Here is an 18,825-nt window from a genome sequence, read left to right as displayed (position 1 = left end):
ACCATGAACGTTTCTTCCCGCAGCGCGGGCGCACTGACGCGCCTGTCTGTTTCCCTGTCGCTGGCCCTGGTCGCGCTGCCGCTGCATGCCGCCAACGACGACGCCCGCACCCTCGATACGCTGGTCGTCACCGCCACCGCGCCCTCATCGCCGCTGCACTGGGTCACCGATCCGCGCCTGCCGCGGCAGCCGGTGCCGGCCAGCGATGGCGCTGATTATCTGAAGACGGTTCCCGGCTTCTCGGCGATCCGCAACGGCGGCACCAACGGCGATCCGGTGCTGCGCGGCATGTTCGGTTCGCGCCTGAACATCGTCAGCAACGAAGGCAATCTGATCGGTGCCTGCCCCTCGCGCATGGACAACCCGCTGTCCTACATCGCCCCGGAAACCTTCGATCGGTTGACCATCATCAAGGGACCGCAGAGCGTGCGCTGGGGCGCCGGTGCCTCGGCCGGCACGGTGCGCTTCGAGCGCGATACCCCGCGTTTCGATCAGCCGGGCATGGATATCAACGCCAGCGCCCTGGTCGGCTCGCGCAACCGCAATGACCAGGTGCTGGATCTCACCGCCGGCGCTTCGCCGGGCTATGTGCGCGTCAACGGCAACCGCTCCGAATCGGATGACTACAAGGACGGCAACGGGGATGTGGTGCCCTCCAAGTGGCGCAAGTGGAACAGCGATGTCGCCGTCGGCTGGATACCTGATGCCGATACCGTGCTGGAACTCTCGGCCGGCACCGGCGATGCGATCGCGCGCTACGCCGGCCGCGGCATGGACGGTGCCGCGTTCAAGCGCACCAGCTACGCCGCCCGCTTCGAGAAGGACAACCTGCCCGGTGCATGGGACAAGCTGCAGGCCAACGTTTACTACAACGACGCCGACCACGTGATGGACAACTACACGCTGCGCACGCCGAACCCGGCCAGCAGCATGCCGATGCCGATGGCCTCCAATGTCGATCGCCGCACCACCGGTGGGCGTATCGCCTCGGAATGGCGCTGGCAGGACATCGCCATCGTGGCCGGCGTGGATGCGCAGGACAGCCGCCATCGCAGCCGCAACGCGATGGGTCGCAACGTGTACCGCCAGCAGCCGTGGCGTACCGATGCACGCTTTGGGAACCTCGGGGCGTTCACCGAGATCACGCTGGGCGAGGGCACCGCGCAACGCTGGGTCGGTGGCCTGCGCATCGACCGTGCCGAGGTGAAGGATGAGCGCGCCACCGCCGGCATGATGGCGATGCCGAACCCGACCGCCGGGCAGACCCGTCGCGAGAGCCTTGGCAGCGGCTTCGTGCGGTTCGAGCGCGACATCGCACCCGCGTTGACCTGGTACGCCGGCGTCGGCCACAGCGAGCGCATGCCCGACTACTGGGAACTGTTCTCGCCGAATCTCGGCCCGGCCGGCGCGATCAACGCCTTCACCGGCGTGCAGCCGGAAAAAACCACCCAGCTCGATCTGGGCCTGCAGTACCGCACCGACCGCCTCAACGCCTGGGTCTCGGCGTATGCCGGGCGCCTCCAGGACTACATCCTGTTCACCTACCGCGACGGCGGCATGATGGGCAGCACCAGCCAGGCCAGCAATGTCGATGCGCGCATTGCCGGCGCCGAGGCGGGCGCGGAGTGGCAGCTGGCGCAGCAGTGGAAACTCGGCGGCACGCTGGCCTATGCCTGGGGCGAGAACCGCAATGACGGCCGCGCGCTGCCGCAGATGCCGCCGCTGGAAGCCCGGCTCAGCACCGCCTGGGAAGGCGAGCGCTGGACCGTGGGGGCGCTGGCACGCGCGGTCTCGCGTCAGGGCCGGGTCGCGGCGGGGCAGGGCAACGTGGTCGCCCGCGATCTCGGCCCCAGCGCCGGCTTCGCCACCCTGGCCGTGAACGCCAGCTACCGGGTCAACGAGGCGCTGCTGGTGAGTGCGGGCGTGGACAACCTGTTCGACCGCGCCTACAGCGAGCATCTGAACCTGGCCGGCAGCGCCGATTTCGGCTTTCCGGCCGATCCGGTGCGCATCAACGAACCTGGCCGCACCGCCTGGCTGAAAGTGAACTATCGTTACTGAGCACGTTGGCCGGGTGGGGGACCTGTCTCCCGCCCGGCGCCCGGCGCCGCCGGATCCGACACCCCGGCGCGTGCCGCGCACTTCGACATGCGTCGATACATGGCGATACATCCTGTGCAGGCCCCAGCACGGAAAGGCCTTCGCCCGTCACCGGCAGATGTGAACAGGCCGGTAAACGCTTGGCACATATGCCCCGGCTCGACCCCTCTATACACTCGGCGGTCGAGAAACAACCGGGATTGCATCACATGTTGGGACGCATCGCAGCGCGCTTCGCCGCTGGCATCGCCTTGGTCGCTTTGGCAGGGTGTGGCAGTAAAGACGAGGCCGCTCGCCGGCAGGCAGACGCCGTACCGGTCACCACCCAGGTGGTGAAGGCTTCGGCATGGAGCGACACGCTGCAGGCACTGGGCACGGCGAAGGCGCGCGAGTCGGTGACGGTCACCGCCAAGGTCAGCGAAATCATCGAGACGGTGCACTTCGAAAGTGGCCAGCAGGTCAGTGCCGGCACGCCGCTGGTCACCCTGCGCGGCCAGGCCCAGGAAGCCGCGCTGCTGCAGGCCCAGGCCACGTTCCTGGAGGCGGACCAGCTGTACAAGCGCCAGCGCGAACTCGCTGCCCAGCAACTGGTGGCCAGCTCCACGCTGGACACGCAGCGCGCCATCCGCGACGCCGCTGATGCCCGCGTGCGCGAAATGCAGTCCGACATCGGCGACCGCCGGGTGCGTGCGCCGTTCGCCGGCGTGCTGGGCATCCGCCAGGTCAGCGCCGGTTCGCTGGTCACCCCCAGCACCGCGATCACCACGCTCGATGACATCGAGCGCATGCACGTTGACTTCCAGGTGCCCGAAGCCGAGCTGGCCTCGCTCAGCACCGGCGACAAGGTCAACGCGACCAGCGTGGCGTATCCGGGCCGCAACTTCGAAGGCAAGGTCGCCACCATCGATACCCGCGTGGATCCGGGCACGCGTGCGGTCACCGTGCGTGCGGACTTCATCAATGCCGATCACGCACTGCGCCCGGGCATGCTGCTGGATGTGCGCATGTTCCGCCCCGAGCGCCAGGCGCTGGTCATCCCTGAAATCGCGGTCGTCCAGGTCGGACGCGATTCCTACGTGTTCCGGGTCACGCCGGACCAGAGCGTGGAGCGTGCCGACATCGTCGCCGGCGGGCGCCGCAGCGGTGTGGTGGAAATCCGCGAAGGCCTCGCCGTGGGTGACCGCATCGTGGTGGACGGCACCGGCAAGCTGCGCCCGGGCCTGAAGATCCAAGCCGAGGACGCTGCACCGGTCGCGCCGGCCGCGGCCGCGACGGCCGAACCGGACACCGCCGGATGAAGCTTTCCGACGTTTCCATCCAGCGGCCGGTCTTCGCCGTGGTGATGAGCCTGCTGCTGGTCGTGCTGGGCTTCATGTCATTCACGCGTTTGACCCTGCGCGAACTGCCTGCGATCGATCCGCCGATCGTCTCGGTCTCGGTCGATTACACCGGCGCGTCGGCAGCGGTCATCGAAAGCCGCATCACCCAGGTACTGGAAGATGCGCTGGCCGGCATCGAAGGCATCGATACGATCAACGCGCGCAGCTCCAACGGGCGCTCGCAGGTCAGTATCGAATTCACGTCCAACCGCGATATCGAAGCGGCCGCCAACGATGTGCGCGATGCGGTCAGCCGCGTTGCCGACCGCATGCCCGAAGAGGCGCGGCCGCCGGAAATCGCCAAGGTCGAGAGCGACGCCGACCCCATCATCTGGCTCAACATGAGCTCGACCTCGATGGATACGCTGGAGCTGAGCGACTACGCCGACCGCTACATCGTCGACCGCTTCTCCAGCCTGGATGGCGTGGCCCAGGTCCGCATCGGTGGCCGCCAGCGCTATGCGATGCGGATCTGGCTGGACCGCGACCAGCTCGCCGCGCGCGGCCTCACCGTGGGCGATGTGGAAAGCGCGCTGCGCAACGAGAACGTGGAACTGCCGGCTGGCCGCATCGAATCGGCCGACCGCGATTTCACCCTGCGCGTGGAGCGCAACTACGTCAAACCCGAGGACTTCGCCGGCATCCCGCTGGGCAAGGGCACTGATGGGTACGTGGTGCGCATGGGCGATGTGGCCAAGATCGAACTGGCCTCGTCTGAGCGCCGCGCCTACTACCGCAGCAATGGCGAGCCGAACATCGGCCTGGGCATCGTCAAGACCTCCACCGCCAACGCGCTGGATGTCGCCCGTGAAGCGCGCGCGGAAGCCGACCGGATCAGCAGCACGCTGCCGGAAGGCACCCGCATCTTCGTGGCCTTCGACAACACCACCTTCATCGAGGCCGCGGTCGATCGCGTCTACGCCACGCTGGTCGAGGCGATGCTGCTGGTGCTGGCGGTGATCTGGCTGTTCCTCGGCAGTTTCCGTGCCGCATTGATTCCCGCGGTGACGGTGCCGGTCTGTCTGATCGCGGCCTTCATCGCGCTGTATGCGTTCGGTTTCTCGATCAATCTGCTGACCCTGCTCGCGCTGGTGCTGTGTATCGGGTTGGTGGTGGATGACGCCATCGTGGTGGTGGAGAACGTGCAGCGCCGCATCGATCTGGGCGAGCCGCCGCTGGTCGCCTCCAAACGCGGCACCACCCAGGTGGCGTTCGCGGTGATCGCCACCACCGCGGTGCTGGTCGCGGTGTTCCTGCCGGTCGGCTTCCTGGAAGGCAACACCGGTCGCCTGTTCCGCGAGCTGGCCGTCGCGCTGGCCGCGGCGGTGGCGCTGTCGGCGTTCGTGTCGCTCACGCTGACCCCGATGATGGCCTCCAAGCTGCTCAAGCCGCATACCGGCCAGGCACCGAAGGGCCTGCACGGGGTGATCAACCGCAATCTGGATCGCCTGTCGGCCGCCTACGGGCGTTTCCTGGAAGCGCATGTGACCCGCACCTGGGTCTACATCGTGGTGATGATCCTCTCGTTGCTGGCCAGCGCGCTGCTGCTCAAGGTGCTGCCCTCCGAACTGGCCCCGGCCGAAGACCGCGGCTCCTTCCAGATCATGATCGATGGCCCGGAAGGTGCGGGCTTCGATTACACCGTCGGCCAGGTCCAGCAGGTCGAGAAGATCGTCTCCGGTTTCGTCGGCGAAGATGAGCCGATCGTGCGTGCCAACCCGCGCGTGCCCGGCGGCTGGGGCTCCAGCGAGGAAATGCATACCGGCCGTATCAGCGTGTTCCTGCAGCCCTGGCGTCAGCGCGATGTCTCCACCCCGGATGTAGCGGCCGAGCTGCAGACCCACCTCAATGACCTGCGGGGCGTGCGCGTGCGTACCCAGGTGGGTGGCGGCCTGGTGCGCAGCCAGGGCCAGCCGTTCCAGATCGTGCTGGGTGGCCCGGAATACGCGGAGATCGCGCAGTGGCGTGACCGCATGCTGCTGCGCATGGCCGACAACCCTGGCCTGGTCGGTGCGGACTCGGATTACAAGGAAACCCGCCCGCAGATGCGCGTGAACATCGATCGCCAGCGTGCGGCCGATCTGGGCGTATCGGTCACCGCGATCGGCAGCGCGCTGGAAACCATGATGGGCTCGCGCCGCGTCACCACCTTCGTCGACAACGGCGAGGAGTACGACGTGCTGGTCCAGGCCGGGCGCGACGGCCGCGCCTCGCCGTCGGATCTGGCCGCGATCCGCGTGCGTGCCAGTGGCGGCGAACTGGTCCCGCTGTCCAACCTGGTCACGCTCAGCGAAGTGGCCGAAGCCGGCAGCCTCAACCGCTTCAACCGGCTGCGCTCGATCACCATCAACGCCGGCCTGGCCCCGGGCTATCCGCTGGGCGAGGCCATCGCCTGGGCCCAGCAGGTGGCCAGTGAAGAGCTGCCGCAGCATGCGCAGATCAGCTGGAAGGGCGAATCGCGCGAGTACCAGAACGCGGGCAGCGCCGTGCTGCTGACCTTCGCGATGGCCCTGCTGGTGGTGTTCCTGGTGCTGGCTGCGCAGTTCGAGAGCTTCATCCACCCGCTGGTGATCATGCTGACGGTGCCGCTGGGCGTGCTCGGCGCGCTGCTGGGGCTGTATGTCAGTGGTGGCACGATCAACCTGTTCAGCCAGATCGGCATCGTGATGCTGGTGGGCCTGGCGGCCAAGAACGGCATCCTGATCGTGGAGTTCGCCAACCAGTTGCGCGATGAGGGCCGCAACGTGCACCAGGCCATCGTCGAATCGGCGATGGTGCGCCTGCGCCCGATCCTGATGACCTCCATCGCCACCGTGGTCGGTGCGATCCCGCTGGTGGTGGCCGGTGGCCCGGGTTCGGCCAGCCGCGGCACGATCGGCGTGGTGGTGATCTTCGGCGTGACCGTGTCCACGTTCCTGTCGCTGTTCGTGGTGCCGGCGTTCTACTCGCTGCTGGCCCCGTACACCCGCTCGCCGGAAGCCGTGGCGCGTGAACTGGCCCGCCAGGAAGCGGAAACGCCCTCGGTCGGCGGCCATGCCTGACCCGAATGGGCGGCATTGCCGCCCATTCATCGAAATTGCCACTACGCACTCCGGCGCGGATCGTGGAGAATCGACCGGGTCCCAGCCGACGGGGACGTTCCTTTTGTTTCCGCCGACTGGAGAGAGCGCGTGGAAGAAGTAGTCAGTTTCATCAACGGGATCATCTGGAGCAAAGCTCTGATCTTCCTGTGTCTTGCCGCAGGCCTGTACTTCAGTGCCCGTACCCGGTTCATGCAGATCCGTGGGTTCGTGGAAATGTGCCGGCTCACCGTGCAGGGTGAGAAATCCGACGCGGGCGTGTCTTCGTTCCAGGCGCTGGCCATGTCCATGGCCGGCCGGATGGGCATCGGCAACATCGCCGGTGTGGCCACCGCGATCGCCTTCGGCGGCCCCGGTGCGATCTTCTGGATGTGGGTGATGGGCTTCCTTGGTGCGTCCACCTCGTATGTGGAATGCACCCTGGCGCAGATCTACAAGACCAAGGATGCCGAAGGCCGCTACCGCGGTGGCCCGGCGTATTACATCGAAAAGGCCATGGGCCTGAAGTGGTACGCCCTGGCCTTCGCCGTGGCGACCATCATCGCCGCCGGCTTCCTGATGCCGGGCGTGCAGGCCAATGCCATCGCCGACAGCATCATCAACGCCTGCCGCGGCGGCGCCCTGTGCGGGCCGCTGGATGGCCAGTTCATGGGCCTGGAATCGGTGCAGGCGCTCAAGCTGGGCATCGGTATCGTGGTCGCGCTGCTGCTGTCGGTGGTGATCTTCGGCGGCGTCAAGCGCATCGCCAACTTCGCCGAGGTGGTCGTTCCGTTCATGGCCGCCGCCTTCATCCTGATGGCCATCACCATCATGATCATCAACTACGACCGCGTGCCGGACATGTTCCGCACGGTGTTCAGCAGCGCCTTCGGTGCGCATGCCGCGTTCGGCGCGATGATGGGTCTGGCGGTGGAGTGGGGCGTCAAGCGCGGCATCTACGCCAACGAGGCCGGCCAGGGTACCGGCCCGCATGCGGCCGCCGCCTCGGAGGTTTCGCACCCGGCCAAGCAGGGTTACGTGCAGGCCTTCGCGATCTACTTCGACACCATGATGGTGTGCACCGCCACCGCGTTCCTGATCCTGGCCGCGGGCACCTACAACGTGTATTCCCCGGTCCCGGGCGGCGCGCCCGTGTTCGCCGGCCTGGCCGGTGTCGCCGAAGGCGCGGGCTACGCGCAGGCGGCGGTGGAAACCGTCATCCCGGGCTTCGGTGCGGCCTTCGTGGCGATCGCGATCTTCTTCTTCGCCTTCACCACGATCATGGCCTATTACTACATGGCCGAGACCAACCTGACCTACGTCAACAACAACGCCAAGCGCCCGCTGACCGTCCTGCTGCTCCGCCTGGGCATCATCGGCATGGTGATCTTCGGTGCATTCCACAATGCCGGCATGGCGTGGGCGCTGGGCGACATCGGCGTAGGCCTGATGGCGTGGTTGAACATCATCGCGATCCTGATCGTGCAGAAGCCGGCGATGCTGGCCCTGCGCGACTACGAACGTCAAAAGAAGCTCGGCCTGGATCCGACCTTCGACCCCGATGCACTTGGCATCAAGAACGCCGATTTCTGGCGTACCCGCAAGCTGGAGCTGTCCCGTAGTGAATGATCCCTGGAAGAATGCGCGCCGTCCGTCCTCGCGGCCGCCGCGCGCCACGCCGTTGCCGCCCCGCGAAGGTGGCACGCCGCCGCCGCCCGGCCGCGGCAACGACGAGCTGCGCCTGTACGGCTGGAATGCCGTGCAGGCCCTGTTCGAGCATCGCCCGCAGGCGCTGCGCAAGCTGTACCTGACCGAGGCGCTGATCCCGCGCATGCAGCCAGTGCTGAAATGGTGCGTGGCCAACCGCGTCGGTTACCGCGTGGTGGAAGACGGCGATCTGAACAAGCTCGCCGCGACGACCCACCACGAGGGTCTGGTGGCCGACGTGCTGCGTGCGCCGATGCTGGCGCTGGACGAATGGCTGGCCACGCTGCCGGCCGACAAGCCGGTGCTGGCGCTGTGGCTGGATGGCGTGGGCAACCCGCACAACTTCGGCGCGATCCTGCGCTCGGCGGCGCACTTCGGTGTGGCCGGGCTGCTGCTGCCACCGGATTCCACGCTGGCGCTGTCCGGTGCGGCCGCGCGCGTGGCCGAAGGTGGCGCCGAGGCGGTGCCGCTGGTGCGTCTGCCGGAACTGCCCGAGGCGATGGCGCAGCTGCGCGCGGCCGGGTTGAGTCTGGCTGCCACGCTGGTGGAAGGCGGGGATGATCTGTTCGCCACTACGCTGCCGTCGCGGTTGGTCTACGTCATGGGCGCCGAAGGCGAGGGCATGGATCGCGAGCTGGCGCAGGACTGCGACCACCAGGTTTCCATCCCGGGCACCGGTGCCGTGGAAAGCCTCAACGTCGCCTCGGCGACGGCCGTATTGTTGGCGCAGTGGTACGGACGCAGTCGCGTTTGACCACTGCGAGCGTTTTCGGGGGGAGCGCGGCGTCATTCGCGCCACCCACGGTGTGATCGGTTTCACCGAAATCGTCGTGACTACATCCGATTCGGATTAATCGCATAGTGCATGCAGTGCAAACTGCGCACAGTGCCGGGCGGGCGCTGTGCTGCGTGGGTGAGGAGAGACACCCCCGCAGCGCGGCGATCCGCTTGTCCGGACCGCGAAGGTCTAGCGGCGCTCACCGCGTGGGGTGTGACGTTATCCCGGTAGCCCGGTCGCATTGCGACCGGGCTTTTTTTTTATTCGCTCGGCGGCGTGGTCGGCTTGGCTTCGCTGCCGAAGCTGCCCTCGGCTTCGGCGGCGAGATAGGCGAATACGGTGTAGGCCGCCACGTTCTGCGCCAGTGCGGCCGGGTCGATCTTGTCGAGCGTGTCGTCTGCGGTGTGGTGCAGGTGGAAGTAGTCGCTGCCGTCCTGCGCCAGCCATGCCCAGGCGCCGCCCTTGGCCGCCAGCGGACCCACGTCCGGGCCCGGGCCACCCTTGTCGGCGGCGTACTCGATGCCGAGCGGCTTGAGCACCTCGGCGATCTGGCGGGTGGCTTCGCGCGAGGTGGCCGGGTTCGGTGAGCCGGTGTTGAAGGCGTAGATGCGGCCCGCGCCGAAATCGCTCTCGGCCGCGAGCTGGTGCAGCACCACATCCTTGGCGTGCGCTTCGGCATACGCTTTGCCGCCGTACAGGCCCTGCTCCTCGTTGGCGAAGGCGATCACGCGGATGGTGCGCTTGGGCGCCTGCTTGAGCTGGCCGATCAGATGGCCGGCCGCCATGGTGATGCCCACGCCGGCGCCGTCATCCACCGCGCCGGTGCCCAGGTCCCAGGAATCGAGGTGACCGCCGATCACCACCACTTCCTTGGGCAGGCTGCGCCCGGTGATCTCGCCGATCACGTTGTACGAGGTCGCCTTGCCGTCCCAGCCGCAATCCAGGCTGAGTTTGAGCGTGGTGCTGCCGAGCGCGACCAGGCGCGCCAGCTGGTTGGCATCGGGCACCGACAGCGCGGCAGCCGGGACCGGGGTCAGGCCGTCATCGAAGCGGGTGATGCCGGTGTGCGGCACGCGGTGCGAATCGGTGCCGGCCGAGCGCATCACGAAGCCGATCGCGCCCTTGCGGATCGCCTCGGACGGGCCCTTGCTGCGCACCGCGCCACCGTTGCCGTAATCACGGCCATCGCGGTAGGCGGTCATCTGGTAATCGACGAAGGCGATCTTGCCCTTCAGCGAGCCGGCCGGCGCGGCCTGCAGCGCGGCCAGATCGGCGAAGCGCACCACCTCGGCCTCCACCGTGCCGCCCGGGCTGCCGCCCAGTGCGGTGATGGTCAGCGGCTGGGCGTGCTTGCCCATCACTTCGGCGTGCTCACTGCGGCGCTCCCACTTGGGGAAGGTGACCGGCTCGGTCCAGACCTTGTCGAAGCCCAGTGATTTGAACTTCGCCACCGCCCAGGCCACGGCGCGTGCGTCGGCTTCACTGCCGGCGATGCGCGGGCCGATCTCGGTGGTCAGCGATTCGACCACCTTCCAGCCGGTGTCGTCCTTGAGGGCCTGCTCGCGCAGCTCGGCGGCGGTGGCCAGCGAGGTCGGCGGCAGCGTGGTGATACCGGTCGCCGCGAACGCGGGCGCGGCCAGCAGGGCGAGGGAAGATGCGATGGCAAGGACGCGGCGACGCATGGACGAACTCCGGGAAACGGGGCGGAAGCGTCCGAGCTTACCAGCCTCTCCCGCACGCACATGGGCGGGACGTCATGCTCCGGCAGATACTGTTTTCCAAAAGCGAAAGCCCCGCCGGAGCGGGGCTTTCGGCACTACCGGTGGTGCTGCCTCAGTGCTTGAGGTTGTCGCGGATCTCGCGCAGCAGCAGCACTTCTTCACTCGGCGCGGCCGGGGCGGCCGGCTCGGCCTGCTTCTTGCGAGCCAGGCGGTTGATGAACTTGACCACCATGAAGATCGCAAAGGCCACGATCACGAACTGCACCACGGTGTTGAGGAAATCGCCGTAGCCGATCACTACCGCCGGAATCTCTTTGCCATCGGCGGCAATCCGGGCCGGGGCGAGGGTCCAGGCCAGCTCGGAGAAGTCCACCCGGCCGATCATCCAGCCCAACGGCGGCATGATGATCTTGTCCACCAGTGCGGTGACGATCTTGCCGAACGCCGCACCGATGACCACACCCACGGCCAGATCGATGACGTTGCCACGCATGGCGAATTCTTTGAACTCAGTCAGTACACCCATCGGGCTCTCCTGTCGCAGTGGGGAAAAAGACGCAGCAGCGTAACGCAGCGGATGTCATCCAGCGATGATGCCGTGGCGCTCGGCCACGTTTTCCAGGCGCGCGCTGAAACGGTCGCCCGGCTTCAATGCGGCCACGCCCGAGGGCGTGCCCATGAAGACCAGATCGCCCGCGCGCAGTGCCCACAGCTTGGAGAGCTCGTGCAGGATCTCCGGCACGTTCCAGATCATCTGGTCCAGCAGTGATTGCTGACGCACCTCGCCATTGATCTCCAGCGACAGATTGAGGGCGGCCAGATCGCCCACTTCACCGGCCGGCACCAGCTCGCTCACGGGGGCGGACTGGTCAAAACCCTTGGCCGGATCCCACGGGTGGCCCTTGGCCTTGGCCTGCGCCTGCAGATCGCGGCGGGTCAGGTCCAGGCCGACGCCATAGCCGAACACCAGCGCCTCGGCCTGGTCGACCGGCAACTCGCCGGCAGGCGCGTCCTTGCCGATCGCCACCACCAGCTCCACCTCGTGGTGCAGGTCCTGGGTGGCGAGCGGGTAGGGGATCACATCGTCATGGCCGACCACGATGGCATCGGCTGGTTTGCTGAAGAACATCGGGCGGCCGCGATCGTCGGCAGACGGCACGGCCGCGCCCATTTCGCGCGCGTGATCAGCGAAATTGCGGCCCACACAGTAGATGCGACGCACCGGGAAGGTACCGCCGCCGGCGACCGGAATGCGGGGCTGCTCGGGCGTGGGGATTACATCGGTCATGCGCGCGTCCTGTGGAGAGGTTTCGCCGCAGTCTAGAGCGTTTTCCCGCCGCCACAAACAGAAACGGCCGCGCAGGGCGCGGCCGTCATCAGGAGCAATGCGCGTGGATCAACGCGACATCGGCAAGGCCTGCTTGCGGACCACCCGGTACTCGCCGTCCACGACCTGCGACGGAACGGTGCGCGCACTCTTGCGCTGGGCGAGCAGCTTCCATGCCAGACCGGCGATGATCATCGCCGCGCCCACGAACACACCCACGAACACCAGCGCGGCCAGGATCGCCAGGCCCAACAGACCGACCGCGACGCGCACCAACGGGTGGCGCGGCTTGCGCGGCGCGAACAGGGCACGGAACTGGTTGAACTGGAAGATGCGGCTGTACATGGCACTCTTTTTGGCTGAGGTCAGCAGTGGACGAGTATCCGTGCTGGCTTTTGTCATTGAGTGAAAAAGTCGTTAAACGTACCGCGTGTTCATTTCAAATCAATGACTTGTATTCATCCGGGAGCCAGTGACATGAGTGCGTGAGACACTGTGCTTCCACTGCCTGTTGTAGATGCCATGTCCGTTCCAGAGTCCACCGCCACCGCCCTCATCGCCCTGGATGCCATGGCCGACGGGGGTTTCGCCGAAACCGATGCCACCATCGAGGGCGACAGCGAATCGGTGGTGTTGTACCGCGAGGGTGACCAGGTGCGCGCGTGGCTGAACATCTGCCCGCACGCGGGCCGCCGGTTGGACTGGGCCCCGGGGCAGTTCCTGAAAAGCAAGGATGGCCACCTGGTGTGCGCAGCGCATGGCGCCTCGTTCTCGTTGGACAACGGTGATTGCGTGGCCGGCCCGTGTCGCGGTGATCGCCTGCGCGCGGTGTCCGTGCAGGTGCGCGACGGGCAGGTCTGGCTGGCGTGACAACGACCGGTGGGCCCGGGCCCATCGGTAGGTAGCGACCGTTGGCCGCTACGTCTCAGATGTCGCCCACCGACCGGTAGTGCCGGCCGCTGGCCGGCACGCCCTAGAACATCAGGTTGATCATCAGCACCACCACCGCCGTATAGATCAACGACAGCGGGGCGCCGACCCGCCACAGCTCGCGCGGGGTGTAATTGGCCGGGCCGGTGATCATCGAAATCACCGGGTTGGAGGCCGTCATCAGATTGTTCGAGGCCGACAACGCCACGATCAGCGCAAACGCGGTCGGGCTGCCACCGGCGGCCAGCGCCAGGTTCACCGCGATGGGCACCATCACGATGGTTGCCCCCACGTGGCTGATCACCAGCGAGAACATCGTGGTCAACAGTGCCAGCGCGATTTCCAGCACCCACACCGGGATGCCGGTCGGCAGGCGGTCGATCGTGTGCCCGGCGATCCACGCCGCCGCGCCGCTGCTGTCCATCGCCCAGCCGAGCGGAATCAGCCCGGCCATCATGAATACGGTTTTCCAGTTGATCGAGGCGTAGGCCTCGTCCATGCGCAGCACGCCGGTCAGCAGCATCCCGGCCACGCCGGTCATCAGGGTCAGCGCCACCGGCAGCTTGGAGGTCAGCGCGATCAGGATGGTGATGGCGAAGATGCTCATCGCGATCTTGAACTTGTGCGGCCGCTGCTCACCCTTGGGGTAATCGGTGACCACCACGAAGTCGCGGCTCTTGGCCGCCTGCGCCAGGTCGGTCCAGATGCTGTGGAAGACCAGCATGTCGCCGGCGCGCAGCGCCACGTTGCGCACGTCTTCGCGGATCACCTGCTTGTCGCGGTTGATCGCCAGCAGGCTGATGCCGCGCTGCTTGCGCAGGCGCAGGTCCGAGGCGCTCTTGCCGATCACATCGGAGGTCGGCGGCACCACCGCTTCGGAAATGCCTGCGCGGCTCGGGTTGAACAGGTCGCCCAGGTGTTTCAGCCGCGAGGACATCCGCAGGAACTGGTTCTGCGCGAAATCGCTGACCTGCTGGCGCGCGCCCATCACGCCCAGCACGCTGCCGACCCAGATCCGCATCTCCGCTGGCGGCGCCAGGCGGGTGTCATTGCCGGTCTTGAGCGCCAGCAGCAGCGGCGCATCGTGCACGTTCTCGGCCTCGCCCAGGGTCATGCCGACCAGCGGGCTCTCGGCGGTGACCACCAGTTCGAACACATCGCCTTCGATGCCGTAGGTCTTGGCGAAGTAGCTCTCGGTGCGCGACGGGGTGACGCCGTCGTTGGCCAGCGTCTCTTCCTCCACCAGCTTGCGATCACCGAAGTAGCGGAAATACAGCAGCGAGGCGATCAGCAGCGCCACGCCGATCGGCAGCGGCGCGAACATGCGCAGCGGCTCGATGGTGGCCAGGCCCGAGGGCAGGTTGTTGTTGGCCGAGGCCAGCAGATCGTTGAGCAGGATCAGTGGCGAGTTGCCGACCATGGTCAGCGCACCGCCCATCACGATGGCCGCGGCGATCGGCAGCAGCAGGCGCTGCAGGGTCAGCCCGGTGCGTGCGGCCAGCCGCGAGGCGACCGGCAGGTACAGCGCCATCACCGAGGGGTTCTGCATGAACGAGGAGTTCAAGCCGGCGATCGCGGTGGTCATCATCAACAGGCGTGTCTCCACGCCATGCCCACGCCGCAGCAGCCACGCCGCCAACCGGTTCAATGCCCCGGTGCGGTCCAGGCCCGCGCCCAGGATGGTGGTGGCGATGATGCTCATCACCGCGTTACCGGAGAAGCCACCGAAGATTTCTTCCGGAGCGATCAGGCCGGTAACGCCGAGTACCACCAGCACCACCAATGCCACCACGTCGGCGCGGATGCGCTCGAACAGGAACATCGCCATCGTGAAGCCGACCAGCCCCAGAACGAGCTTCATGTCGGTGGTCAGCGTCAGCGCGGTATCCATGGGGTGGCGCGGTTCCTTGTCGGATCAGGTGCGGTCGTACAACAGGTCCCACACGCCATGGCCAAGCTTCTGGCCACGGGTTTCGAAGTGGGTCTGCGGGCGCCATTCCGGCCGCTCGACCTGCCCACGCGGGCCGGCACGGTTGCTCAGCCCGGCGGTGGCGTCGAGCACGTCCCACATCTGCTCGGCATAGTCTTCCCAGTCCGTGGCGCAGTGCAGGCGGCCACCGACGCGCAGCTTGCGCACCAGCAGCGCGGCAAAGCCGGGCTGGATCAGGCGACGCTTGTTATGGCGCTTCTTGTGCCACGGGTCCGGGAAGTAGATGCGCACTTCATCCAGCGCGCCATCGGCGATTTCCTTTTCCAGCACCTCCACGGCATCGTGGTGGTACAGGCGCACGTGGCCGGCGTTGTCGTCGGCCAGGGCATTGAGCAGGCGGCCCACGCCGGGCGCGTGCACTTCCAGCCCGATGTAATCGCGGCTGGGGTCCTGCTGCGCGGCGAAACGCAGCGCAGCGCCATTGCCGAAGCCGATTTCCAGCACCTTGCGCGCATCGCGCCCGAAGGTGGCATCCAGATCGCGCGGCTCGCCGGTGAAATCCAGCCCGAAGCGCGGCCAGCGGTCATCGAACGCGCGCTGCTGGGCGGGGGTGAAGCGCCCTTGGCGCAGCACGAAACTGCGGACCTCGCGGCGGCCTTCGGTGATGGTGAAGGGCTTGGGCGGCGCCTTGGCACCGGCGCTGTCGAAAGGATTGGTCATCAGCCGATCAACCCGTCAATCGGCGAGGAGGCACTGGCGTAGCGCTTGCGCGGAATGCGCCCGGCCAGGAAGGCCTCGCGGCCCGCTTCCACGGCCTTGCGCATCGCGCTGGCCATCAGGATCGGGTTGCGCGCGCCGGCGATGGCGGTGTTCATCAGCACGCCGTCGCAGCCCAGTTCCATCGCGATGGCCGCATCGGAGGCGGTGCCCACGCCGGCATCGACGATGATCGGCACCTTGGCGTCTTCGATGATCTGCAGCAGGTTGTATTTGTTCTGGATGCCCAGGCCCGAGCCGATCGGCGCGGCCAGCGGCATCACCGCAGCGCAGCCGATCTCTTCCAGGCGCTTGGCCAGGATCGGGTCATCGGAGGTATAGACCATCACCTCGAAGCCGTCCTTGACCAGCTGCTCGGCCGCCTTGAGGGTCTGCACCACATCCGGGTACAGGCTCTTCTGGTCGCCCAGCACTTCCAGCTTGGTCAGGTTGTGGCCGTCCAGCAGTTCGCGGGCCAGCCGGCAGGTGCGCACGGCGTCTTCGGCGGTGTAGCAGCCGGCGGTGTTGGGCAGGATGGTGTAACGGTCCGGCGGCAGCACATCGAGCAGGTTCGGCTCGCCCGGGTTCTGCCCGATGTTGGTGCGGCGGATCGCCACGGTGACGATCCGGGCGCCCGCGGCCTCGGTGGCCAGGCGGGTTTCTTCCAGATCCTTGAACTTGCCGGTGCCGGTGAGCAGGCGGGAAGCATAGGTCTTGCCGGCGATCACCAGCGAATCAGTGGGGGCAGGTGCATTCATGGCCGGAATTATCGCCTATCGCGCGTCACGATGCTGCCTCAGCCGCCGCCCAGCGCATGCACGATCTCGACCACGTCGCCCTCGCGCAGGGGGTGGCTGGCGTGCTGGCTGCGGGTGACGATCTCGCCATTGACCTCGACCGCCACGCGGCGCTCGAGCAGGTCCTCGCTGCGCAGCAGGTCGTGGACGGTGGCGGTGTGCGGAAGCTGGCGGTTCTCGCCGTTGAGCTGGATGTTCATGACGGTATTGTCCCGCAATCACTCCACAGTGCGTACCCTGTGCGCCCCGCGGCAGAGGTGCCGCGAGCGTCAGGCCAATGATGGCCGGGCGGCGGGCTGCCGGGCGTCATGCCGCAGCGCAGCGTGATGCCGGCGAGGTGCAGTGGAAACATGGCACCGTGCGCCGGCGTACGTCCGCCGTCTTCCCCACCCTAAAGGAATTTTCATGTTGCTCAGCAAACGCCCGATCCGTTCCCTCATGGCCGTGGCCATCGCCCTGGCCGCGATGCCGGCCATGGCGCAGTCGCCGTACACCAAGACCGTCTTCATCGGCGACAGCCTGACCGATGCGGGCTACTTCCGCCCGCTGCTGCCGGCCGCGGTGCAGCCGGTGACGGGCCAGTTCACCACCAACCCGGGCTGGACCTGGGCACAGCATGTGGCCAGCTACTACGGAACCAACGGCGCTGCCCACGGCAACGGCCAGAACGGTGACAATTACGCCATCGGCGGCGCTCGTGTCGGTGTGGACACCAGCCAGGTGCTCGCCCCGGGTACCCCGGCCGTGCCGGTGTACTCGCTCAAGACCCAGACCGCGCAGTACCTGGCGGCCAACGGTGGCAAGGCCGACCCGAACGCGCTGTACACCGTGTGGGGCGGTGCCAATGACCTGTTCGCGATCCAGGCCGGTGCGCCGCTGGTCTCCACGCTGACCAATGCCGTCACCGACCAGGTCGGCATCGTCGGCACGCTGAAGGCGGCTGGCGCCGAATACATCGTGGTCCCGACCATTCCGGACGTCGGCCTGACCCCGGGCGCCCGCGCCGGTGGCCCGGCCGGCATGGCCGCCGGTACCGCGCTGGCCAAGGCCTACAACGATGCCCTGTTCGGTGGCCTGAAGGCCGCGGGCCTGCAGGTGATTCCGGTGGATACCTTCCACATCCTGCAGGAAATCGTCGCCAACCCGGGCCAGTACGGCTTCGTCAACGTGACCAGCCCGGCCTGCACCACGGCCTCGTCGCTGACCTGCAACCCGACCAGTTATGTCACCCCGAACGCGGCCAACAGCTACGTGTTCGCCGATGGCGTGCACCCGACCACCGCCACGCACCAGATGCTGGGCGAGTACACCCTGTCGATCCTGGAAGCCCCGCGCAACCAGCAGATCCTGACCCACTCGGCACAGACCATCGGCCGCTCGCGCGCTGACCAGGTCAGCTGGCACGTGGATGGCCGTCCGGCCGACGGCCTGAGCTGGTGGGGCAACCTGCGCGGCGACATGCAGCGCTACGCCCACGCCGATCTGTATGACGGCATGGCCCCGGCCGGCCTGTTCGGTGTGGATTGGGCGCGTGACGGCATGGTGGTCGGCGGCTTCGCCGGCTATGGCCGCATGGACGCCGATTTCGGCAACAACAAGGGCGACTTCACCCAGTCCGATACCACGCTGGGCCTGTTCGCCGGCTGGTATGGCGAGCGCGCCTGGGTCAATGGCCAGCTGAGCTACAGCTGGCTGGATTACGACGTGACCCGCAAGCTGCAGCTCGGCCCGGCAACGCGCATCCACAAGGGCTCGCCGGAAGGCAGCAACCTGACCGCCGCGTTGAACGCCGGCTACGAGTTCGGCACCGAAGGCGGCTTCCGCCACGGTCCGGTCGCCGCCGTGATCTGGCAGAAGGTCAAGCTGGACGGCTACACCGAGTCCAACCTGAGCGCCTCGGCGCTGGGCTATGGCGACCAGGATACGGATTCGACCGTCGGCCGCGTCGGCTGGCAGGCCCGCTTCGATGGCGGCAACGTCAAGCCTTACGTGCAGGTCACCTATGACCACGAGTTCGAGGACAGCAAGCAGGCCAGCGCCTGGCTGCAGACCATGCCGGACGTGGGCATGTACAAGGTGCCGGGCCTGGCGTTCGACAAGAACTACGCCACCGCCGTGCTGGGTGCGCGCCTGAACCTGTGGGGCCTGAGCAGCAACATCGGCATGAGCACCACCACGATGCAGAAGCGTGCACGTGACGTGTCGCTGTTCGCCAGCTTCGGCGGCAGCTTCTGATCCCAGGTGCGCAGCGCCCGCCCGCGGGCGCCGTGCACGGCGGCAGAAGAGCGTGAAACAACGGGCGGCCCAGTGCCGCCCGTTGCGTTCGAGGGCCCCGCCCGAA

At 67.3% G+C, this 18,825-nt stretch carries 15 protein-coding genes; 7 read left to right on the top strand and 8 right to left on the bottom strand.

Annotation, left to right across the window (positions count from 1 at the left end; genetic code table 11):
- Positions 1–3: 3 nt before the first annotated feature.
- The 5 genes from AC06E9_RS03210 to AC06E9_RS03190 all read left to right on the top strand — a co-directional run bounded on the left by AC06E9_RS03210 (position 4) and on the right by AC06E9_RS03190 (position 8,999).
- Complete coding sequence (locus tag AC06E9_RS03210) at positions 4–2,061, top strand: TonB-dependent copper receptor (RefSeq protein ID WP_478055464.1); 2,058 nt, start codon at positions 4–6, stop codon at positions 2,059–2,061.
- 248 nt (positions 2,062–2,309) lie between these two features.
- The gene (locus AC06E9_RS03205) at positions 2,310–3,398 is read left to right on the top strand and encodes an efflux RND transporter periplasmic adaptor subunit (protein WP_152152505.1); all 1,089 of its coding nucleotides are present in this window, start codon (positions 2,310–2,312) and stop codon (positions 3,396–3,398) included.
- Complete coding sequence (locus tag AC06E9_RS03200) at positions 3,395–6,520, top strand: efflux RND transporter permease subunit (protein WP_478055463.1); 3,126 nt, start codon at positions 3,395–3,397, stop codon at positions 6,518–6,520. Before AC06E9_RS03205 ends, AC06E9_RS03200 begins: the two co-directional genes overlap by 4 nt.
- Before the next feature lie 129 nt (positions 6,521–6,649).
- On the top strand, positions 6,650–8,167 hold the full coding sequence (locus tag AC06E9_RS03195; protein WP_121039334.1) for an alanine/glycine:cation symporter family protein: 1,518 nt from the start codon (positions 6,650–6,652) through the stop codon (positions 8,165–8,167).
- A complete protein-coding gene (locus AC06E9_RS03190) occupies positions 8,160–8,999 on the top strand; it encodes a TrmH family RNA methyltransferase (RefSeq protein WP_121039331.1) in 840 nt (279 codons plus the stop codon). Before AC06E9_RS03195 ends, AC06E9_RS03190 begins: the two co-directional genes overlap by 8 nt.
- A gap of 284 nt (positions 9,000–9,283) precedes the next feature.
- Here the strand turns inward: AC06E9_RS03190 and AC06E9_RS03185 are convergent, their stop codons facing one another.
- The 4 genes from AC06E9_RS03185 to AC06E9_RS03170 form a co-directional block, all read right to left on the bottom strand.
- Positions 9,284–10,705: a M28 family peptidase gene (locus tag AC06E9_RS03185; protein WP_152152499.1), complete on the bottom strand. Its 1,422-nt coding sequence runs from the start codon at positions 10,703–10,705 to the stop codon at positions 9,284–9,286.
- Positions 10,706–10,856: 151 nt separating this feature from the next.
- Positions 10,857–11,270 carry a large-conductance mechanosensitive channel protein MscL gene (gene mscL, locus AC06E9_RS03180; RefSeq protein WP_121039325.1) on the bottom strand — a complete coding sequence of 138 codons (414 nt, stop codon included), beginning with the start codon at positions 11,268–11,270 and terminating at the stop codon, positions 10,857–10,859.
- A 54-nt stretch (positions 11,271–11,324) separates the two neighbouring features.
- Complete coding sequence (locus tag AC06E9_RS03175) at positions 11,325–12,032, bottom strand: fumarylacetoacetate hydrolase family protein (protein ID WP_121039322.1); 708 nt, start codon at positions 12,030–12,032, stop codon at positions 11,325–11,327.
- A gap of 108 nt (positions 12,033–12,140) precedes the next feature.
- Positions 12,141–12,416 (bottom strand): hypothetical protein, encoded by a 276-nt coding sequence (locus AC06E9_RS03170; RefSeq protein WP_121039319.1) that lies wholly within the window; start codon positions 12,414–12,416, stop codon positions 12,141–12,143.
- A gap of 177 nt (positions 12,417–12,593) precedes the next feature.
- On the opposite strand from AC06E9_RS03170, the gene AC06E9_RS03165 reads away from it, so the two are divergent.
- The gene (locus tag AC06E9_RS03165; RefSeq protein ID WP_121039316.1) at positions 12,594–12,941 is read left to right on the top strand and encodes a Rieske (2Fe-2S) protein; all 348 of its coding nucleotides are present in this window, start codon (positions 12,594–12,596) and stop codon (positions 12,939–12,941) included.
- Positions 12,942–13,044: 103 nt separating this feature from the next.
- On the opposite strand, the gene AC06E9_RS03160 is transcribed toward AC06E9_RS03165, so the two are convergent.
- Genes AC06E9_RS03160 through thiS form a run of 4 tightly spaced genes read right to left on the bottom strand, consistent with a single transcriptional unit; the run spans position 13,045 to position 16,684 of the window.
- Positions 13,045–14,892 carry an SLC13 family permease gene (locus tag AC06E9_RS03160; protein ID WP_121039313.1) on the bottom strand — a complete coding sequence of 616 codons (1,848 nt, stop codon included), beginning with the start codon at positions 14,890–14,892 and terminating at the stop codon, positions 13,045–13,047.
- 24 nt (positions 14,893–14,916) lie between these two features.
- A complete protein-coding gene (gene trmB, locus AC06E9_RS03155) occupies positions 14,917–15,651 on the bottom strand; it encodes a tRNA (guanosine(46)-N7)-methyltransferase TrmB (RefSeq protein WP_282263545.1) in 735 nt (244 codons plus the stop codon).
- The gene (locus AC06E9_RS03150; RefSeq protein ID WP_121039307.1) at positions 15,651–16,445 is read right to left on the bottom strand and encodes a thiazole synthase; all 795 of its coding nucleotides are present in this window, start codon (positions 16,443–16,445) and stop codon (positions 15,651–15,653) included. The genes trmB and AC06E9_RS03150 overlap by 1 nt, the downstream gene beginning before the upstream one ends.
- 38 nt (positions 16,446–16,483) lie before the next feature.
- Positions 16,484–16,684: a sulfur carrier protein ThiS gene (thiS, locus tag AC06E9_RS03145; protein ID WP_121039303.1), complete on the bottom strand. Its 201-nt coding sequence runs from the start codon at positions 16,682–16,684 to the stop codon at positions 16,484–16,486.
- A gap of 205 nt (positions 16,685–16,889) precedes the next feature.
- Here thiS and AC06E9_RS03140 point away from each other — a divergent pair, with 205 nt between their 5' ends.
- The gene (locus tag AC06E9_RS03140) at positions 16,890–18,719 is read left to right on the top strand and encodes an autotransporter outer membrane beta-barrel domain-containing protein (RefSeq protein ID WP_121039301.1); all 1,830 of its coding nucleotides are present in this window, start codon (positions 16,890–16,892) and stop codon (positions 18,717–18,719) included.
- Positions 18,720–18,825: the final 106 nt, after the last annotated feature.

Source organism: Stenotrophomonas sp. Steno-Z10-BAI, from assembly GCF_056393115.1.
Note: the sequence above shows the minus strand (reverse complement) of the source record. Positions and strands in the feature narration are given on the sequence as shown.